The organism is Streptomyces sp. NPDC050508, from assembly GCF_040655155.1.
Taxonomy (GTDB): Bacteria; Actinomycetota; Actinomycetes; order Streptomycetales; family Streptomycetaceae; genus Streptomyces.
The window spans coordinates 246,869-265,293 of sequence record NZ_JBFAJJ010000006.1 but is presented as its reverse complement, the minus strand read 5'-3'; the positions used below and the strand labels follow the sequence as shown (position 1 = coordinate 265,293).

At 69.5% G+C, this 18,425-nt stretch carries 18 protein-coding genes; 9 read left to right on the top strand and 9 right to left on the bottom strand.

Translation table 11 applies throughout. The features are described 5' to 3' along the window. The first annotated feature begins 53 nt into the window (after positions 1-53). Complete coding sequence (locus AB0I69_RS19485; protein ID WP_363096860.1) at positions 54-1,124, top strand: FUSC family protein; 1,071 nt, start codon at positions 54-56, stop codon at positions 1,122-1,124. Here AB0I69_RS19485 and AB0I69_RS19480 read toward each other — a convergent pair. Beyond that, positions 1,088-1,744, bottom strand: coding sequence for a response regulator transcription factor (locus AB0I69_RS19480; protein ID WP_363096859.1), 657 nt, complete (start codon positions 1,742-1,744; stop codon positions 1,088-1,090). The genes AB0I69_RS19485 and AB0I69_RS19480 overlap by 37 nt on opposite strands. Next, the gene (locus AB0I69_RS19475; RefSeq protein WP_363096858.1) at positions 1,741-2,964 is read right to left on the bottom strand and encodes a sensor histidine kinase; all 1,224 of its coding nucleotides are present in this window, start codon (positions 2,962-2,964) and stop codon (positions 1,741-1,743) included. Before AB0I69_RS19475 ends, AB0I69_RS19480 begins: the two co-directional genes overlap by 4 nt. A 143-nt stretch (positions 2,965-3,107) precedes the next feature. Between AB0I69_RS19475 and AB0I69_RS19470 the strand changes: the two genes are divergently transcribed. From AB0I69_RS19470 to AB0I69_RS19460, 3 genes are read left to right on the top strand one after another with little or no spacing between them, the layout of a single operon-like run. Next, on the top strand, positions 3,108-4,058 hold the full coding sequence (locus AB0I69_RS19470; RefSeq protein ID WP_363096857.1) for an ATP-binding cassette domain-containing protein: 951 nt from the start codon (positions 3,108-3,110) through the stop codon (positions 4,056-4,058). Next, on the top strand, positions 4,055-5,587 hold the full coding sequence (locus tag AB0I69_RS19465; RefSeq protein ID WP_363096856.1) for a hypothetical protein: 1,533 nt from the start codon (positions 4,055-4,057) through the stop codon (positions 5,585-5,587). Before AB0I69_RS19470 ends, AB0I69_RS19465 begins: the two co-directional genes overlap by 4 nt. After that, positions 5,584-6,330, top strand: coding sequence for an ABC transporter permease (locus AB0I69_RS19460; RefSeq protein ID WP_363096855.1), 747 nt, complete (start codon positions 5,584-5,586; stop codon positions 6,328-6,330). The genes AB0I69_RS19465 and AB0I69_RS19460 overlap by 4 nt, the downstream gene beginning before the upstream one ends. On the opposite strand, the gene AB0I69_RS19455 is transcribed toward AB0I69_RS19460, so the two are convergent. Then, complete coding sequence (locus AB0I69_RS19455) at positions 6,311-6,562, bottom strand: DUF397 domain-containing protein (RefSeq protein ID WP_363096854.1); 252 nt, start codon at positions 6,560-6,562, stop codon at positions 6,311-6,313. The two genes, AB0I69_RS19460 and AB0I69_RS19455, sit on opposite strands and share 20 nt — an antisense overlap. Further along, a complete protein-coding gene (locus AB0I69_RS19450) occupies positions 6,562-7,380 on the bottom strand; it encodes a helix-turn-helix transcriptional regulator (RefSeq protein WP_363096853.1) in 819 nt (272 codons plus the stop codon). The genes AB0I69_RS19455 and AB0I69_RS19450 overlap by 1 nt, the downstream gene beginning before the upstream one ends. 112 nt (positions 7,381-7,492) lie before the next feature. Between AB0I69_RS19450 and AB0I69_RS19445 the strand changes: the two genes are divergently transcribed. From AB0I69_RS19445 to AB0I69_RS19435, 3 genes are all read left to right on the top strand, one after another. Then, a complete protein-coding gene (locus AB0I69_RS19445; protein WP_363096852.1) occupies positions 7,493-7,909 on the top strand; it encodes an ATP-binding protein in 417 nt (138 codons plus the stop codon). A gap of 108 nt (positions 7,910-8,017) precedes the next feature. Continuing rightward, positions 8,018-9,196 (top strand): hypothetical protein, encoded by a 1,179-nt coding sequence (locus tag AB0I69_RS19440; protein ID WP_363096851.1) that lies wholly within the window; start codon positions 8,018-8,020, stop codon positions 9,194-9,196. 95 nt (positions 9,197-9,291) lie between these two features. Further along, entirely contained in the window at positions 9,292-10,362 is a 1,071-nt protein-coding gene (locus AB0I69_RS19435; protein ID WP_363096850.1) for a crosslink repair DNA glycosylase YcaQ family protein, read from the top strand. Here AB0I69_RS19435 and AB0I69_RS19430 read toward each other — a convergent pair. Then, complete coding sequence (locus AB0I69_RS19430; protein ID WP_363096849.1) at positions 10,349-10,957, bottom strand: YceI family protein; 609 nt, start codon at positions 10,955-10,957, stop codon at positions 10,349-10,351. The genes AB0I69_RS19435 and AB0I69_RS19430 overlap by 14 nt on opposite strands. Before the next feature lie 400 nt (positions 10,958-11,357). Between AB0I69_RS19430 and AB0I69_RS19425 the strand changes: the two genes are divergently transcribed. Both AB0I69_RS19425 and AB0I69_RS19420 read left to right on the top strand, forming a co-directional pair. Then, positions 11,358-12,941 carry an acyl-CoA carboxylase subunit beta gene (locus tag AB0I69_RS19425; RefSeq protein ID WP_363096848.1) on the top strand — a complete coding sequence of 528 codons (1,584 nt, stop codon included), beginning with the start codon at positions 11,358-11,360 and terminating at the stop codon, positions 12,939-12,941. A 56-nt stretch (positions 12,942-12,997) separates the two neighbouring features. Further along, positions 12,998-13,186: an acyl-CoA carboxylase subunit epsilon gene (locus AB0I69_RS19420; RefSeq protein ID WP_363096847.1), complete on the top strand. Its 189-nt coding sequence runs from the start codon at positions 12,998-13,000 to the stop codon at positions 13,184-13,186. Positions 13,187-13,336: 150 nt separating this feature from the next. Here the strand turns inward: AB0I69_RS19420 and AB0I69_RS19415 are convergent, their stop codons facing one another. The 4 genes from AB0I69_RS19415 to AB0I69_RS19400 all read right to left on the bottom strand — a co-directional run bounded on the left by AB0I69_RS19415 (position 13,337) and on the right by AB0I69_RS19400 (position 18,307). Then, on the bottom strand, positions 13,337-13,918 hold the full coding sequence (locus AB0I69_RS19415; RefSeq protein WP_009314218.1) for an ATP/GTP-binding protein: 582 nt from the start codon (positions 13,916-13,918) through the stop codon (positions 13,337-13,339). Continuing rightward, a complete protein-coding gene (locus AB0I69_RS19410) occupies positions 13,899-14,480 on the bottom strand; it encodes a DUF742 domain-containing protein (RefSeq protein WP_363096846.1) in 582 nt (193 codons plus the stop codon). The genes AB0I69_RS19415 and AB0I69_RS19410 overlap by 20 nt, the downstream gene beginning before the upstream one ends. A 94-nt stretch (positions 14,481-14,574) precedes the next feature. Then, the gene (locus tag AB0I69_RS19405; protein ID WP_005479603.1) at positions 14,575-14,988 is read right to left on the bottom strand and encodes a roadblock/LC7 domain-containing protein; all 414 of its coding nucleotides are present in this window, start codon (positions 14,986-14,988) and stop codon (positions 14,575-14,577) included. 10 nt (positions 14,989-14,998) lie between these two features. Beyond that, a complete protein-coding gene (locus AB0I69_RS19400; RefSeq protein WP_363096845.1) occupies positions 14,999-18,307 on the bottom strand; it encodes a nitrate- and nitrite sensing domain-containing protein in 3,309 nt (1,102 codons plus the stop codon). Positions 18,308-18,425 lie beyond the last annotated feature (118 nt).

Genomic DNA, 18,425 nt, shown 5'->3' with positions numbered 1-18,425 from the left:
TTGTACGCGGATACTTACTATCGAGAGTCCATCGACCCGGCTATTCTCGTGATGTGACCGCCAAACTAATACGCAACGCGTACGAAGTGGCCCTGACGATGTCGGCCGTGCTGCTCTGCTGGGGCGCCGCCCTCTGGCTGGAGGGCGCCGAAGGACTCCACACCGACGTGCTGGTCCTCGCGGTCGCCCTGACCTTCACCCTGGCCCGTTCCCAGCGCACCGCCGACACCCGCCGCCGACTCACCGCGCTCGTACTGCTGCCCGTCACGGCCGGTGCCTCGATCTTCGTCGGCCGACTGCTCGCCTCCCACTACGCCCTCGGCGCCGCCGTCTACACGGCAGGCATGGCGTTCGCCATCTGGATCCGCCGCTACGGCCCCGCCGCCACGAAGGCCGGCACCCTGCTGGCCCTCCCGCTAGTGGCCCTCCTTGTCGTACCGGGCCCCGCACTCCCGCCCGAGGCGCAGAGCGGGCTGGTCACTTGGGGCTGGTCGGCGTTGGTCGGGGCGCTCGCGTGCGCCGGGGTCTGGCTGGTGCAGGGGCTGGGGGACCGGTTCGGGCCCCCGGCCTGGCGCGCGGAACCCGCCCCCGAACAACCGCCGCGCCGCTCCCGCCTCCACCCCCGCCCCAGCACCCGCATGGCCCTCCAGATGGCGGCCGGGATCGCCGCCGCGTTCATCGCGGGGAGGCTGCTCTTCGACGACCACTGGCCGTGGGTCGTCCTCACCGCGTACGTCGCCGCGAGCGGCAACCGCGGCCGAACCGACGTACTGCGCAAGGGAATTGAACGCCTATCCGGAGCCACGGTCGGCACCCTGCTGGCCGCGGGCGTGGCGCTGGTCGGTGTCACCGGCGACACAGCCGTGGCGCTGATGTTCGCCGTCCTGGCGGTGGCGTTGTGGCTGCGACCCCTCAACTACGCCTACTGGGCAGCCGGAATGACCTGCGCGCTCTCCCTCCTCCTCGGCTACTTCGGCCAGGACGCCCTGAGCCTGCTGCCCACCCGGCTCGAAGGGATCGCGGTCGGCGCGGTGCTGTCGGTGGCGTCGGCGTGGTGGCTGCTGCCGGTACCGCGCGCCCGCCGCCGTCAGCCTGCCCTCGGCACGACGAGCCCCGTCTCGTAGGCCATCACCACGGCCTGCGTACGGTCACGCAGCCCCAGCTTGGACAGGATGCGGCTGACGTGTGTCTTCACGGTCTCCTCGCCGACGTGCAGCCGCTCGGCGAGTTCGGGGTTGGACAGGCCCTCCGCGAGCAGCCGCAGCACGTCGGTTTCGCGCGGGGTGAGTACGTCCAGCGTGCCCTGGGTGGGGGCCTTCGGGCGGAGGCGCGCGAACTCGGCGATCAGGCGTCGCGTGATGCCGGGCGCGAGCAGCGCCTCACCGGCGGCGACGACCCGTACCGCCTCGAAGAGCCGCTCGGCGGTCACGTCCTTGAGGAGGAAGCCGCTGGCACCGGCGGCGAGCGCGTCGTAGACGTGTTCGTCGAGGTCGAAGGTGGTCAGGACGAGCACGCGGGGCGCGTGAGGTCCCTGGAGCCGCGCGGTGGCCTCGATGCCGTCCATGACCGGCATCCGTACGTCCATCAGCACCACGTCGGGTCGGTGCTCCCGGCAGACCTGCACCGCCTCGGAGCCGTCGCGGGCCGTGCCGACGACCGCGAAGTCGGCCTGGGTGGCGAGGAGTCCGGCGTATCCGAACCGGACGATCTCGTGGTCGTCGGCGACGACGATACGGATGGTCATGCCGCCGTCGCCTCCTCCGGCTTGACCGGCAGTCGCGCCTCCACCAGGAAACCGCCGCCGGGAGCGGGCCCGGTGAGCAACGTGCCCCCGACGGTCGCGGCCCGCTCACGCATGCCGAGCAGTCCGTGGCCGGAGAGGCTGTCGCCCTCCGGCCCGGGTCCGTTGTCGCGCACGCGTACCGCCAAGTCCTCGTCCCCGTACCGGAGTTCCACGTCCACGGCGGCGCCCGGCGCGTGCCGGCGGGCGTTGGTGAGGGCCTCCTGGATGATCCGGTACGCGGTGACCTCGATGCCGGGGTCGAGCGACGCGACGGGGCCGCTGACGATGAGCCGGGTACGGGAACCCGCCGCGTCCCGTGACTCGTCGACGAGTTCCATGAGCTGGCGGAGGCTGGGTTGGGGCCGCCGTTGGACCCCGGTGTCCGCGTCCTCCCGCAGTACGCCCAGCAGTCGCCGCATCTCGGTGAGGGCGGTGCGCGCGGTGTCGCCGATGGCGAGGAGGCGGGTGGCGCCCTCGGACGGCAGCCCCGGGGTGGTGAGCCGGGCCGTCTCCGCCTGCACGGCGATCATCGAGATGTGGTGCGCGACGACATCGTGCAACTCCCGTGCGATACGGGCCCGTTCACCCCGGGCGGCGTGTTCGAGGAGCGTGTCCGCGAAGGCCTGCTCCGTCGCGCTGTGCGCCTGTGCCGTGCTGCGCACATGGTGGGTGATCCCGGTGGCCGCCGCGGCCGAGGCGAGGGTCGCCACGAGGACGGCGACGATCCGGGTCAGCTCCTCGTGGCTGCCGAGCGCGATCACGACGTACGGCAGGACGAGCAGCCCGCCGAGCCGGGTGGCTCCGGCCCGCCCCAGCACGTACACGCACGCCAGTTGGGCCACGACACCACCGGCGGTGAGCACTCCGAAGGGCACGAGGGAGAGCACGCAGGCGGCACTCAGCGCGAGGGCCGCGCAGGTCCGGGCGAGCCGCCCGGTCCCGAGGACGAAGGGGAGGGGGAGGGTGGAGGCGAGGGCGAGCAGCGGCAGTACGGCGAGGCCACCGGCCAAGTCGCTGCTGCGGACGAGGACTTCGGCGACGGCGAGGACGGCCAGGGCGACGGGCACGGCGAGCGCCGCGCGGCGCGAGACGGCGGCGAGGCCCGCACGGCCGACGGCGACCAGCCGGTCCCGGCGCGGGGCCGTCACCGACTCATGCCCCTCCGCCGCGACGGCGCTCACCCCGACGGCGCTCCCCGGTGATGCCGAACCCTCCACACCCACCCGGCCATTGTGCCGACCCCGGTCCTGCCCGGCGTCCCCCGCGGGAGGGACCTCCCCTGCGTGACGACGTGCGGTGCTCGCCGCCCCTAGCCTCCCTCACCATGAGCGACGCAACCATCGAAGTCCGTGACCTACGGAAGCGGTTCGGCCGGACCCTCGCGGTCGACGGCCTCTCCTTCACGGTCGAACCCGGCACGGTGACCGGCTTCGTCGGTCCCAACGGCGCGGGCAAGTCCACCACCATGCGCTCCCTTCTCGGCCTGGACGCCCCCGACGGCGGCCAGGCACTGATCGGCGGACGCCCCTACCACGCCCTGCACACCCCGCTGTTGGAGGTCGGCGCGCTCCTGGACGCCGCCGCCCTGCACCCCAGCCGCCGGGGCCGCGACCACCTCCGCTGGCTGGCCCACTCGCACGGCCTGCCGATGCACCGCGTCGACGAGGTCCTCGAACAGGTCGGCATGGAGCAGGCGTCCCGCAGAAGGGCGGGCGGCTACTCCCTCGGTATGCGCCAACGCCTGGGCATAGCCGCCGCGTTGCTCGGTGACCCTCCGATCCTCCTCCTCGACGAACCGGTCAACGGCCTGGACCCCGAGGGCATCCAGTGGATCCGCACCCTGCTCCGTCAACTCGCCACGGAGGGCCGGGCGATCCTGGTCTCCAGCCACCTGATGAGCGAACTCGAAGACACCGCCGACCACTTGGTGGTCATCGGCCGGGGCCGCCTGATCGCCGACACGGCCGTGGCCGACCTCCTCGCGGCGGCCTCCGGCGACCGGGTACGCCTGCGCACGAGCAGCCGTACGGAAGCCATGGAACTCCTGGCCAGGGAGGGCGGCACGGTGGCCGTCACCGACCGCGACACGCTCACCGTCACCGGCCTGCCCGCCGAACGGATCGTCGAACTGCTCTCCGCGTCCAGGGTCCCCTTCGCCGAAGTGGGCGCACATCGGGCGACGTTGGAGGAGGCCTACATGGAACTCACCCGGGACGCGGTCGAGTTCAGCTCCGCCGCCACGGACGAGGACGAGGACGAGGTGACGGCGCGATGACGACGACACCCACGAGGACGGTCCCTCCGTACCGCTCGGCCCTCCATCCGGCGCACGCCGGCTTCGGGCGGCTGCTGCGCGCGGAGTGGACGAAGTTCTGGACGGTCAGGGCCTGGCTGCTGGTGCTGGCGGTGGCGGCCGTGGTGACCGTGGTGATCTGCCAGTTGGGCGCGAGCGGCTCCAGCGTCAGCGGCGGCCCGCCGGTCGTCGTCGGACCGGGTGGCGAGGTGGTCAACGACTCCTTCCGCTTCACCCACCGCGCACTGACCGGCGACGGCACGGTCACGACTCGGGTCACCGGCCTGACGGATCGCTCCGGCAGGGGTCTTGGGCCCTGGACGAAGGCCGGGATCGTCGTCAAGTCGAGCCTGAAGCCGGGCTCGCCGTACGCGGCGGTGATGGCGACCCCCGGCCACGGCGTCCGCATGCAGTGGAACTTCACCCACGACAAGGCGGGCCCGAGCAGCGACCTGACCAAGGCCCCGCAGTGGCTCCGCCTGAAAAGGCTGGGGGAAAAACTAACCGGCTATGCGTCGGTAGACGGTCAGAATTGGACCCAGCTGGGGGAGGTGCGGGTCGGGGGGCTGGGCCGGACGGTTCAGGTGGGGCTGTTCGTGGCGGCGCCCGCCCGCGAGGTCGTCCACCGGTCCTTCGGCGGCACGAGCTCGATCGCCGGCAGCGGCCAGGCGACCGGCACCTTCGACCACCTCACCCTCCAGGGCAAGTCGACCGACGGCGGCTGGGCGGGCACGGACGTCGGCGCCCCCGACCCCAACGGCCCGAACGGCCAACCGGGTACGACGACGGTGTCCCCGACCGGCACCTACACCCTCACCGGCCAGGGAGACATCGCCCCCGACGAAACCAGCCCCGACATGGTCCAGATGAGCTTCCAGGGAGTCTTCATGGGCCTCCTGTTCATGGCCGCCCTGGGTACGCTCTTCGTGACGAGCGAATACAAACGGGGCCTGATCCGTACGACGTTCACGGCGACGCCGTCGCGCCTGAAGGTGCTCGCGGCGAAGGCGACGGTGATCGGGGCGATCACCTTCACAACAGGCCTGCTGGCAACGGCAATCGGCTTCACCCTGGCCCAGAAGACACTCCGCTCCAACGGCTTCAGGCCCCCCGAGTTCCCCGACCTCTCCCTGCTGGAGAACCCGGCCCTCAGGGCGGTCGTGGGCAGCGCGGTACTCCTCTCCCTGGTGGCGGTACTGGCCCTGGCCGTGGGAGTGGTGCTGCGCAGCAGCGCGGGCACGATCGCGACGGTCGTGGTCCTGGTGATCCTCCCGCAGATCCTGTCCTTCGCCCTCCCGCTACCCGTCGCGCAATGGTTCCTGCGGGCAACCCCGGCGGCGGCCTTCGCGATCCAACAGGGCTTCACCTACTACCCCCAGGTCCAGCACAACTGCCTCCCGGAGGCGGGCTGTTACCCCCTCACCCCGTACCACGGCCTGACGGTCCTGGTGGCCTACACGGCGGCGGCCCTGCTGCTGGCGGCCTGGACGGTCCGGAGGCGGGACGCGTGAGGTCACTGCACGCCGAATGGACCAAACTCCGTACGCTGCCCAGCACTTGGTGGCTCCTGGCGGCAACGGTCGCCCTGACGGTGGCGATGGGCGCGGCGGCGGTCTCGTCCCTCACGACCCGGGTGTGCCCGACACCGACCGCCTGCCACGAGGACACGGTCAAACTGGCCCTCACCGGGGTCCAGTTGAGCCAGGCGATATGCCTGGTCCTGGGCGCGCTGTCGATGGGCGCGGAGTACGCCACGGGCACGATCCGTACGACGCTCACGGCGATGCCGGGCCGCTGGCGGGTACTGGCGTCAAAGGCGGCGGCCCTGTCACTGCTGACGGCGGTGGCGGGGGCGCTGGCGGTGCTGCCCACCCTGGCCCTGGCCCGCCTGATCCTCCCGACCCCCACGGACGGCGCGACGCTACGAGCGGCAGCGGGCTCGGTCCTCATCCTCGTCCTGGTGACGCTACTGGGCCTGTCCCTGGCGACCCTGCTCCGCGACACGGGCGGCGCGATCACCCTGGGCCTGGGCCTCCTCTACGTCGTCCCGGTCCTGTCCCACCTCTTCAACTCCCCCACTTGGCAACACCGCTTGCAACGCTGGGCCCCGATGCCGGCGGGCCTGTCCATCCAGGCGACGACGAACCTGGACAGGTTGGCGATCGCTCCGTGGCCGGGGCTGGGGGTGCTGGCGGCGTACGCGGTGGGGTTGTTGGGGGTTGGGGGAGTGTGGTTCAGACTCCGGGACGCGTGACCCGACCGAGGAACTCTGTCCAAGTCCCGGGCGAGACGGTGAGGATGGGACCGGCGGGCACCTTGGAGTCACGAACGTGAATGGCGGCGGGGTGGGCGGCGACTTCGATGCAGTTGCCGCCCTCGCTGCTGCTGTAGCTGGACTTGCGCCAGGCGTAAGCGACTTCAAGGCAGTCGCCGCCTTCGCTGCTGCTGTAGCTGGACTTGAACCACTGCCGTGCTGCGGTGTTCATTACTCTCCTAGCATTCGCTCCAGGAGACGCATGCTCTCGGAGGGAGAGAGCGCCTGTGACCGCAGCATTCCATATTTCAGGTGGTAGTTACTCACCTCTTCCGGGTCATCGATGAGGAAGCTGGCGCGCTGAATTTCCAGGTAGGCCAGGCGCTCGTGGTGCGGAGTCTCCAGCAGCACCAGGGGACCGCCGAGGGAGGCATGGGGCATCCGGTCCATCGGCATGATCTGCACGCCCATGTGGGCCGGTTCGTTGGCCTCGATCAGCTTGCGGATCTGGTCTCGCATCACTTCCGGGCCGCCGACGTTCCGCCGCAGAATCGACTCCTCCAGGATGAAGTGCCCCACCGGGGGCCGCTCGCGCGTCCAGATCTCCTGCCGCGTCAGACGGTTGGCCACCCACTGATCGGCCGTCTCGTCCTCGACCGCCGGATGCCGGGACTCAAAGACGCAGCGGGCGTAAGCCTCCGTCTGGAGCAGACCAGGCACGACCTGCGTCTCGTACGACAGGATGGCGATGGCCTCCTGCTCATTGTCGACGAGTCCTTGCGCGAACGCGGGCATCCGCGCCTGCACCGGCAACTTGTCCACCAGCGCGAACAACGCCCCACCCGTACCGAGCAGTTCATCGAACTCCACCGCCCGGTAATCCTGGAGCGCCAGCCGCCCCTGCTCAATCGACCGAATGGTGTCGACGTGCAGGTTCGCGATCTCGGCGAACCGCTCCTGCGTGAACCCCGCCTTCTTCCGGAAGTGGGCGACCAGCCCACCCACCGCTTCCCAAGTGCCGACCTTCTTAGGCCTCTTCGCCGATTGCATGCGTGTCCCTTTCCCCCGCGCACACCCGAAGTCGTCGTAGTGAGGTCGTAGACAAAACAAATACGACCTCACTCACTGACCCACGATAGTGACTCCCTGTGACAGTGGCCTCATGAACGAACAACTCCAACAAGGCCACACCCGCGAGGCGTTCTACCGCCGCGACCGCAGATCAGTCGCGCTGGCCCGCGCGTTCACCCGGAACACCCTCGCGGACTGGGAGATCACCGACCGGACCGACGATGTCCTGCTCTGCGTAAGCGAGTTGACGACGAACGCGATCCTGCACGGCGTACCACCGGGCCGGGGTTTCGCCCTCCGCCTGTGTATCCACCTCGACGGAGTACTCCGAGTCGAGGTCCACGACAGCGGCACCGGCGAACTCCGCAAGGTGCGGACGCCGTACAGGTCACTGCACGCGGAGGACGGGCGCGGGCTGATGCTGGTCGCCGTGCTCGCGGACAAGTGGGGGGTGGGGGAACGGGCGCCGGGAAAGGTCGTGTGGTGCGAGTTCGCGCGGGAAATGTAGTGCTTTTACCAGACCGGAAGGTGCACGGGCCCGGAAGAGTGAAACGACGCGGGGCACGCCGCCTGCTGGGCCAGGCTGCTGCCAGCGACGAGAGGCGGGGGCGGAAACGTGCAGGCGATCCTGGCGGGGGCCGTACTTCTGGTGTGTCTGAGCACACCGTTGATGGGCGGGATGCAGTATCCGCGGCTGAGGACGAAGCGGCTGTTGCCCGAACCCACGCCAGGGGCGCCGTTGGCGGTGGGCCTCGGCTCCTGGGTGATGTGGTTGCTGATGTTCCCGGTGTTCCGGGTCGGCTTCACCGGCACCAGGGACACCTGGATCTGTGTGGTGTTGCTCGTGCTGTGCGTTCTGGTGGCCCGGCTGATGGTCCGGATGACGGCGCCCGCGCGGCTCAAAGGGAGCCGCATGCTGATCGCCGTACGCACGCTGGTCCTCTGCTGCGTCGTGGCGGGCGTCATGGCACCGCTGGACGCGAGGGTCGACAGGCAGCCCATGGCCGGGATGACCGTGATCTACGCGACGACCGCCGCCGTACTGGGGCTGATGCGGATCGTGGACCACGGCTACTTCCCGCTGGTCCTGCTGCGGACGGCACTGTGGAAGGTGCTCCTGGCCGTCGTGACCGGGTACTGGATCCACCACACCGGCGGCACCCTCACCCCCGACCCGGACGAGGCCACCGCAGGGACGCTGCTGCTCGCCGTCCTGTGGTGGTCGCTGGCGGGACTGTCCGCCGGCTGCGTTGTCGCTGTGCCCGTCCGCCTGGTGCGCTGGCTGAGGACCGGGCCGCCGGCCAGTCCCGCGCCTCCCGGAGTGACCCCCTGGCCACCGGCCGTCGGCGCCGTGTGGACGGCCGAACTCACCCACGACGACAACACCTACAAGGAGCGTCCGGTGGTCGTGCTGGAACGCACCCCGGACTTCGTCCGCGTGCTCGGTGTCACCAGCGTCGACAAGTCCACCCGGCGGCACGGCTATCTGAAGCTCCGCCTGTCCGAGTGGGAGGGCGTACTGACGAAGGACGGCTGGCTGAACCTGGAGATCGCGCACATTCCGTACTGCGACTTCCTCTGGCGGCGCGGGGAGTGCCCGCAGCGGGTGTGGGACGAGCTGTGCGGGAGGGCCGATGTGCGGGAGCGGTCCGCGAAGGCGGGACCGGCTCCGGGTTTCACGTTCCATTACCGGCTGAGGTCGGCGATGAACGCGCACGTCGGCCGGGACGCGCGCACGGTCCGCGCCGATGCCGGCAACCGGGCGCGCCGGGCGTGGACGCGCCAGAAGGTCTGACCCGGACCGCCGCCTCCCATACGCTGCTGGGCGTAGAGGGAGATGAAGGTACTCAGGCCGAACCTTCGGACACACCCCGGGAGCACACCCACGCCATGCATGAACTCACCCGCCCCGAAGCCCGCCGCATCGCCGTCCAGGCCCAACTCCTCGACGCCCCCCGCCCCACCGAACTCCACGCTGTCGTAAGCCAGTTGACCCTCCTCCAGATCGACCCCACCGCAGCCGTCGCCCCCAACGCCGACCTGGTCGCCTGGAGTCGCCTCGGCTCGTCGTACGCGCGGGAGGACCTCACCGCCGCGCTCGCGAACCGCACCCTCCTCGAACTCCGCGCGATGATCCGCCCGAGCGAGGACCTGGCGCTCTACCGCGCCGACATGGCCGTATGGGAGAAGGAGTCGAAGCACTACCGCGAGTGGGTGGCCGCCAACGACGCGTGCAGGCGCGACATCCTGGAACGGCTCGGCGGTCAAGGGCCGCTCACCTCAAGGGAGTTGCCCGACACGTGCGCGGTGCCGTGGAAGTCGTCAGGCTGGACGCACAACCGTAACGTCAGCCAGCTCCTGGAGCTGATGGTGCTGAGGGGGGAAGTCGCGATCGCGGGCCGGGCCGGACGCGAAAGACTCTGGGACCTGGCGTCACGCGTCTATCCGGACGAACCCGCCGTCCCGCTCGACGAGGCGCGCCGGCTCCGGAACGAACGGCGGCTGCGCGCCCTCGGTATCGCCCGGGCCACCGGCACCGCACTCCCGGTCGAACCCGCCGTCGTCGGCGAGGCCGGCGAACCGGCCGTCGTCGAGGGGGTGAAGGGGGAGTGGCGCGTCGACCCGACGTACCTGAACCGGCCGTTCACCGGCCGCGCGGTGCTGCTCTCCCCGTTCGACCGGCTCACCCACGACCGGAAGCGCACCACAGAACTCTTCGGCTACGACTACCAGTTGGAGATGTACAAGCCGGCCGAGAAACGCCGCTGGGGTTACTTCGCCCTGCCGATCCTCTACGGCGACCAGCTCGTCGGAAAGCTCGACGCCACTGCCGACCGCAAGGCCGGCGTGCTCCTGGTGAACGCCGTCCATCAGGACGTGGAGTTCACCAGGAGCGTCGCCGATGCCGTGGAGGCCGAGATCGAGGACCTGGCGGTCTGGCTCAAGCTCAGGCGCTCTTGATCGCCGAGATGTCGAAGTTCAGCTTGATCTTGTCGGAGACGAGGACGCCACCGGTCTCCAGGGCCGCGTTCCAGCTGAGGCCCCAGTCGGAGCGCAGGATCTCGGCCTTGCCCTCGAAGCCGACGCGCTCGTTGCCGAACGGGTCCTTCGCCGCACCGTTGAACTCAAGGTCGATGGTGAGCGGCTTGGTGGTGCCGAGGATCTCCAGGTCACCGGTGATGCGGTAGTCGTCGCCGCCGAGGGCCTCGGCCGAGGTGGAGCGGAAGGTCATCGTGGGGAACTCCTCCGTCTTGAAGAAGTCCGCGCTCTTGAGGTGACCGTCGCGGTCGTCGGAGCCCGTGGTGATGCTGTCCATCTTGACGTCGAGGGACGCGGTGGACTTGGCCGGGTCACTGCCGTCCAGGTGCAGCGTGCCGGTGAAGTCGAGGAAGTGGCCCTTGACGTTGGTGACCATGGCGTGACGGGCGACGAAACCGAGCGTGGTGTGCGACGGGTCGATGCTGTACTCGCCGGTCAGCGCGGCCAGGTCGGGGTTGACGGCGGCGGGCGCCGAGGTGGTGTCGGTGTCGTCGCTCTTGCGGCCGAAGATGCCCATGACGTGCTCCTAAGGGGGACGGGGAGTGTGCGGGGTCGAATCTGTTGAACGTTCAACGATGCGAACAAGAAGGACCGTAGACCTATTCCATTCAATTTTCAACATCATTGGAAGCGTGTTGCGCCAACTACTACGAGTACGCTCCTCCGGCGGTGTCGGCAACGCGAGAACCCCTCCGGGAATCAGTCCGGGAATCACTCCGGGGGTGGCATCCGCCCACATGAATGTGAGGTGGCTCTCGGCTGTCGCCTTTGTGTAACCCCTACAACGAGTACGCCCCCTGAGCAGTCGGAACGGCTGCATGCCGGTGAGGTTCTGTTCAGGGGTACCAGGAAAACGGGCCGGAGACTGTGCAGAGTCGACGGCGCCCTTTCCTTGGTGTCCTTCGTAGGGTCAGTACATGACCGTTTTGGATGAGGCGCCGGGTGAGCCGACTGACGCGCGCGGGCGAGTGGCCGAGCTGCACGAGATCCGTGCGCGGGCACTGGCCGGCCCGAGCGAGAAGGCGACCGAGGCGCAGCACGCCAAGGGGAAGCTGACCGGCCGGGAGCGCATCGACCTGCTCCTCGACCCCGGGTCCTTCCGCGAGGTCGAGCAGCTGCGCCGGCACCGCGCCGTCGGCTTCGGCCTGGAGGCCAAGAAGCCGTACACCGACGGTGTCATCACCGGCTGGGGCACGGTCGAGGGCCGCACGGTCTTCGTCTACGCGCACGACTTCCGGATCTTCGGCGGCGCGCTGGGCGAGGCCCACGCCACGAAGATCCACAAGATCATGGACATGGCCATCGCGGCCGGCGCACCGCTGGTGTCGTTGAACGACGGCGCGGGCGCCCGCATCCAGGAGGGTGTCTCGGCCCTCGCCGGCTACGGCGGCATCTTCCAGCGCAACACCAAGGCGTCCGGCGTCATCCCGCAGATCAGCGTGATGCTCGGCCCGTGCGCGGGCGGCGCGGCGTACTCGCCCGCCCTCACCGACTTCGTGTTCATGGTCCGTGAGACGTCCCAGATGTTCATCACCGGCCCGGACGTCGTCAAGGCGGTGACGGGCGAGGAGATCACCCAGAACGGACTGGGTGGCGCGGACGTCCACGCGGAGACGAGCGGCGTCTGCCACTTCGCCTACGACGACGAGGAGACCTGCCTCGCCGAGGTGCGCTACCTCCTGTCGATGCTCCCGCAGAACAACCGCGAGAACCCGCCCCGCGCGGAGTCGAGCGACGAGGCGGACCGCCGCTCGGACATCCTGCTGGACCTGGTCCCGGCGGACGGCAACCGGCCGTACGACATGGCGAAGGTCATCGAGGAGATCGTCGACGACGGCGACTACCTTGAGATCCACGAGCGTTGGGCCCGCAACATCATCTGCGCGCTGGCCCGCCTCGACGGCCAGGTCGTCGGCATCGTCGCCAACCAGCCGCAGACCCTGGCCGGCGTCCTGGACATCGAGGCGAGTGAAAAAGCTGCGCGCTTTGTCCAGATGTGTGACGCTTTTAACATTCCGATCGTCACCTTCCTGGACGTCCCGGGGTTCCTCCCCGGCGTCGACCAGGAGCACGGCGGAATCATCCGGCACGGAGCGAAGCTGCTCTACGCGTACTGCAACGCCACCGTGCCGAGGATTTCGCTCATCCTGCGCAAGGCGTACGGAGGCGCCTACATCGTCATGGACAGCCAGTCCATCGGCGCCGACCTCACGTACGCCTGGCCCACCAACGAGATCGCCGTGATGGGCGCCGAGGGTGCCGCCAACGTCATCTTCCGTCGGCAGATCGCCGACGCCGAGGACCCCGAGGCGATGCGGACGCGCATGGTCAAGGAGTACAAGTCCGAGCTGATGCACCCGTACTACGCGGCGGAGCGCGGACTCGTCGACGACGTCATCGACCCGGCCGAGACCCGCGAAGTACTCATCCAGTCACTCGCGATGCTGCACACCAAGCACGCGGACCTGCCCTCGCGCAAGCACGGCAACCCCCCGCAGTAACCCAGCGGACCCCCCGCGCTACCCGTGCGGAAACCTCAGCCACGGAGACTGAACCTATGAGCACCCCTGACATTCGCGTCGAGAAGGGCCACGCCGAGCCCGAGGAAGTCGCCGCCATCACGGCCATCCTCCTGGCCCGCGCAGCGGCCGCCCCGACGACCGAGCCCCACCGCCCCCTCCCCAAGGCCGGCTGGCGCCGCCTGGAGCGCGAGGGCGGCTTCCGGGCCCCGCACAGCTGGCACTGAGCCGTCGTAGACGAAGAAGGGCCCCTCTCCAAAGAGAGGGGCCCTTCTTCGCGCCCCAAAGGGGCGCGGGGAACTGCGCGAGGACCACGGACTGCCCGCAGACGGCCAACAACCGTCAGAGGCAGCCCAGTAGCCGCACGTCCACTACACCTACCGCAACCGCGCCATCAACGCGTGCTCCACCAACGTGATCAACGCCGACTTCGCATCCGCCCGGTGCCGGGCGTCCGTCGTGATGATCGGAGTGTCCGGGCCGATCTGCAGGGCCTCGCGGACCTCGTCCGGGTTGTACGGCTGCTGGCCGTCGAAGCCGTTGAGGGCGATGACGAAGGGGAGACCCGAGTTCTCGAAGTAGTCGACCGCGGGGAAGCAGTCGGCGAGACGGCGGGTGTCCACGAGCACGATCGCGCCGATCGCGCCGCGCACCAGGTCGTCCCACATGAACCAGAAGCGGTCCTGGCCGGGTGTACCGAAGAGGTACAGGATCAGGTCCTGGTCCAGGGTGATGCGTCCGAAGTCCATGGCAACCGTGGTGGTCGTCTTGTCTCCGGTGTGGGTGAGGTCGTCGATGCCCGCGGACGCGGACGTCATCACAGCCTCGGTACGCAGCGGGTTGATCTCCGAGACGGCCCCGACGAACGTGGTCTTGCCCACGCCGAAGCCACCCGCCACCACGATCTTCGCCGAGGTGGTGGAGCGGGAAGGACCGCCGCTAGAGCTTGCGAAGTCCACTGAGCACCCTTTCGAGCAGTGTCACATCTGGCTGGCCGCCGGCGTTCTCGTCGCCGCCGGGCTGATGAATGGCGACCAGGCCCGCCTCCGCCAAGTCGGCGACGAGGATCCTGGCCACACCGAGAGGAATCGTCAGGAGGGCCGAGATCTCGGCCACCGACTTGATCTCCCGGCAGAGGTTGCAGATCCGCTGATGCTCGGGCAACTGGCCCTGCATCTGGTGCGGCTGCGCGGTGGTGTGCACCAGCGCCTCGATGGCGAGCTGGTAGCGGGGGCGAGTCCGGCCGCCGGTCATGGCGTACGGACGCACCAGGGGGTTGTTCGATGCCCCTGCGGGCGAGGGCTCGGGCGAGCGGCGGTGCGGCTGCACCGGCTGGATGCGCGGCGCCGGCGGCTGGTCGTACGGCGACGGACCGGGGCCCTGGGGCGCGTTGTACGGCTGGCCACGGCGCGGGGACGGCGAGGAGGGGAAGTTGTACCGGTTCTGGGAACCGTCGCCCTGCCCCTGGCCGGGGCCGTACGACCAGTTTCCCGAAGACGAACCGCCTGGGGGTGTTGCCACTTTCTCCTCCTCCGACTGTGCCGGGCACCCATCAATGTGGAGCCGCGTCCCGAAACCTTATGGCCTCAGGACGCCAAAACGCACCGTCCGTCTGTTAGTTGAGAAGGCTCCCCTGGAGCTCTGCTCGAAGGTCAGGGGTCAGGACCGTACCGGCACGGTCCACCAGAAGGGCCATCTCGTACCCAATGAGGCCGATGTCCGCCTCGGGGTGCGCGAGTACCGCGAGCGAGGAACCGTCGGATACGGACATGATGAAGAGGAATCCCCGCTCCATCTCCACAACCGTCTGGTTCACGCTGCCGCCCTCGAAGATGCGCGAGGCACCGGCGGTCAGCGAGGTCAGACCCGACGCGACGGCCGCCAACTGGTCGGCACGGTCACGCGGAAAGCCTTCGGACATCGCCAGAAGGAGTCCGTCGGCGGAGACCACCACCGTGTGGGACACACCGGGGGTGTTGTCCACGAAGTTGGTGATCAACCAGTTCAGGTTCTGCGCCGCCTGGCTCATCGGGCTCACACTAACGCTCCTGGTTGTAGGTGCTGTCAGAGCCGAAGCCCTGACCGTTCGTTTCACTGCCCGCGCTGCGTCCCCGCTGGACCCCACGGCGCAGGTTGCTCAGCCTGCCCCGGATGTCCTCGGGAGCGCGGGAGACCTGGGGGCCGCCCTGGGGGGTGCTCTCGGCGGTGCCCTCGACCAGGTTGGCCTTGGGTACCCGCCGCGGCAGACCGGAGGAGGTGACCCCGCCGGCCTTCGGCTTCTTCAGCGCCGAGGCCTGCTGCCAGCGCTCGTCGTTCGCCGACCGCCAGTCCACGGTGCCGGTAGTGCCGTTGGTGCTGCCGTTCGTGGTGCTGCTCGCGGTGCCGAAGATATCGACCTTGCTCTCCGGCGTGGAGGCCGACGGCCCCTGGTGCGCGGACTGCGAGCCGTTGCTGCCGTTCGCGGACGAACCGCGGCGCGGCAACCCGGCGTCGGTCAGCGCGTGGACGGCGGAAGGGGCCGGTCCCGGACGCTCGAAGCCTACGTGATCCCGCTCACTCACGTCAGCGGCCTGCGCGGGCTCCGCCTCCGGAGCGTACTGGTCCGGGTACCCGTTGCGGTAACCGTCCTGTTGCGGCCAGTCGTCCTGGTAGGACGGCTCTTCGAAGGCCGGATACGTCTCCGGGGCCGCGGGGTGCGCCGACGCGTGCTCCTCCTGCACCGGCTCCGCATACCCGGGCTCCGGGTAACCGCCGTTCGCCGGGAAGGAGTCGGCGAAGGTGTCGTTCTGCGGCGCCGTGCCGTTCGGTGCGTAGTACTGCTCGTCGTACGCGGGCTGCTGCGGCTCGTCGTACGCCGTCTGCTGCTGGTCCTCGTACGTCGGCTGGCCGTTGTACGCCGACGGCTGCTCCTGGTACCCCTGCTGCCCGTTGCCGTACGGCTGCTGCTGCGGGTCGTCGAACTCGGGGTACTCGCCCGCCTCAAGGGCCTCCTGGCCCGGCTTCTGGGACTCCAGGGCCGCGCGGCGCTCCTCGCGCATCAGCGAGCGGCCGACCGGGTCCAGCTCGCGGATGTCGTCCGGCACCTCGGAGTAACGGGTGTCGTCGAAACCGAGCTCGGCGGCCGTGCGCATCGGGGCGTGGTTGAAGTCCTCGCCCTGGAAGAGCTGCTGCGGCTGCTCCGGCATGATCTGCGAGACGGTGAACTCGTCGCGCTGGAGCTGCTGTTCGCCACCGCCACCGTGGGTGATCGCGTCGGGCAGCATGACCAGCGAGGTCGTGCCGGCCTGCTCGCCCGAGGGGCGCAGCTGGACGCGGATGCCGTGCCGGTCGGACAGCCGGCCGACCACGAACAGGCCCATGCGCTGGGAGATCGCGACGTCCACGGTCGGCGGGTTGGCCAGCTTGTGGTTGATGTCCGCGAAGTCCTCGGCGGTGAGGCCGATGCCCTTGTCGTGGATCTCGATCATCACGCGGCCGTCGGGGAGACGGGTCGCGGTCACGCGGACCTTGGTCTGCGGGGAGGAGAACGTGGTGGCGTTCTCCAGCAACTCGGCGAGCAGGTGCACGAGGTCGGTCACGGCACGGCCGTGGATCTCGGCCTCCGGGACACCGGACAGCTCGACGCGCTCGTACTGCTCCACCTCGGAGGAGGCGGCGCGCAGCACGTCGACCAGCGGGACCGGCTGGTCCCAGCGGCGGCCGGGCTCCTCGCCGGCGAGGACCAGGAGGTTCTCGCCGTTGCGGCGCATACGGGTCGCGAGGTGGTCCAGGCGGAAGAGGTTCTCCAGCTGGTCCGGGTCGGCCTCGTTGTTCTCCAGGTCGGTGATCAGGGTCAGTTGGCCCTCGATCAGCGACTGGTTGCGGCGCGAGAGGTTGGTGAAGATCGCGTTGATGTTGCCCCGGAGGAGGGCCTGCTCGGCGGCCAGTCGGACGGCCTCGCGGTGGACCTGGTCGAAGGCCCGGGCGACTTCGCCGATCTCGTCCGTGGTGGTGATGGGGATCGGCTGGACGCGGGTGTCGACGCGGCCCGGGTCGGTGCGCGAGAGCTGGTCGACCAGCATCGGCAGCCGCTGCTCGGCGATGCCGAAGGCGGCGTTGCGCAGCTGGCGCATCGCGCGGCTCATCTGGCGGGCGACCGCACCGGCCAGGATGAAGGCGAGGAGGAGGGCGACGACGACAGCGGCACCGGTGATGATGGCGTCACGCTTGGCGTTGTCGGAGATGACCGAGGCCTCGCTCACCGCGGTGTCGGCCTTGCTCGTCTCCAGCTTGTTGTACGCGTTGTACTTGAGGGTGGTGACCGCCCACCAGTTCTGCGCGGTGATGCCCTTCTCGGCGAGCGTCGCACGCTCCGAGGCATCGGTCGTCTGCAGCTGCGACATGGCCGTGACCATGTCGACCGGGTTGGACGGCGGCGGTACGTACGTCTCGTTCGCGGCCTTGGCCTGCGCGGCGGCCTGCTTGACCATGGCCGCGCCGTCGGTCTTGATCTTCGCCGTGGCCGTGTTCAGCTTCGCGAGGTCCTCGTCGGTGCCACCGGCCTGGTACTCCTGGATGGCGATGCCCTCCAGGTAGGCGTACGACGTGATCGCGATGCGCTGGGTGGCCAGGCTGCCCTGGCCGGGGCCGGGCTTGACCAGCAGGTGCATGCCGATGGAGCGCTCCAGGGAGAGCGCGCCCTTGGCGAGTGCGATGGCGTAGACGGACCGGCCGTAGCTGGTGATGTTGCCGGTGCCGAGGCCGAGCTCGTTCGAGAACTCAAGGAGCGGGTGCTCGATGTTGACGTAGCTCTCTTCGGTCTGAACGCCCTTCATCTTCGAGGTGTAGGCGGTCGCGCGGATCGTCTGCAGCGACGGCTCCACCTTGCGGAAGCGCTCCAGGCGGCGCTCCAGGTTGGCCCGCTTCGGCATCGTCTGGACGGCTGCGTCGAAGGCGTCGGCGGCCTGGTCGGTGGCCTTGCGGACCGCGACGACCGTCGGGTCCTTCTCACCCTTGCCCAGCAACAGCGGAGCGGCGCTGGTGTCGCGCTCGACGGTGACCGCGTTGCTGTAGGCCAGGGCTGCCTGAATCAGGCGGGCGGTGTTCGCCGCGTCCCGTGCGTCCTGCCAGGTGTCGATCGAGCTCTTGACCTGGAAGCCGCCCATGATGAGGCCGACGCCCACGGGTATGAGCAGGATCGCGTTCAGCCTGGTCGGCACCCGCCAGTTGCGGGGGGAGAAACGGCCGCCGCTCGGGGCGGGTGGTCCCGTGGGCTCCGAGCCTGGCACAGGGGCGGGCGCCGCTCCGCGCGGCGGCGGGGTGAAGTTGCCCCGGGCCGACGGCTCGGGACCGTTCTTGCTTCGCCTCACTCGACCAACAACCTTCCGGCGGTCGGCACCAACGGTGTGCCGCAGTACTGAGTACGTCTTTGACTATTGGGCAGTTCAGGCATTCCAGCACGTCAGCATCCGCACTTCCAAACAGTGG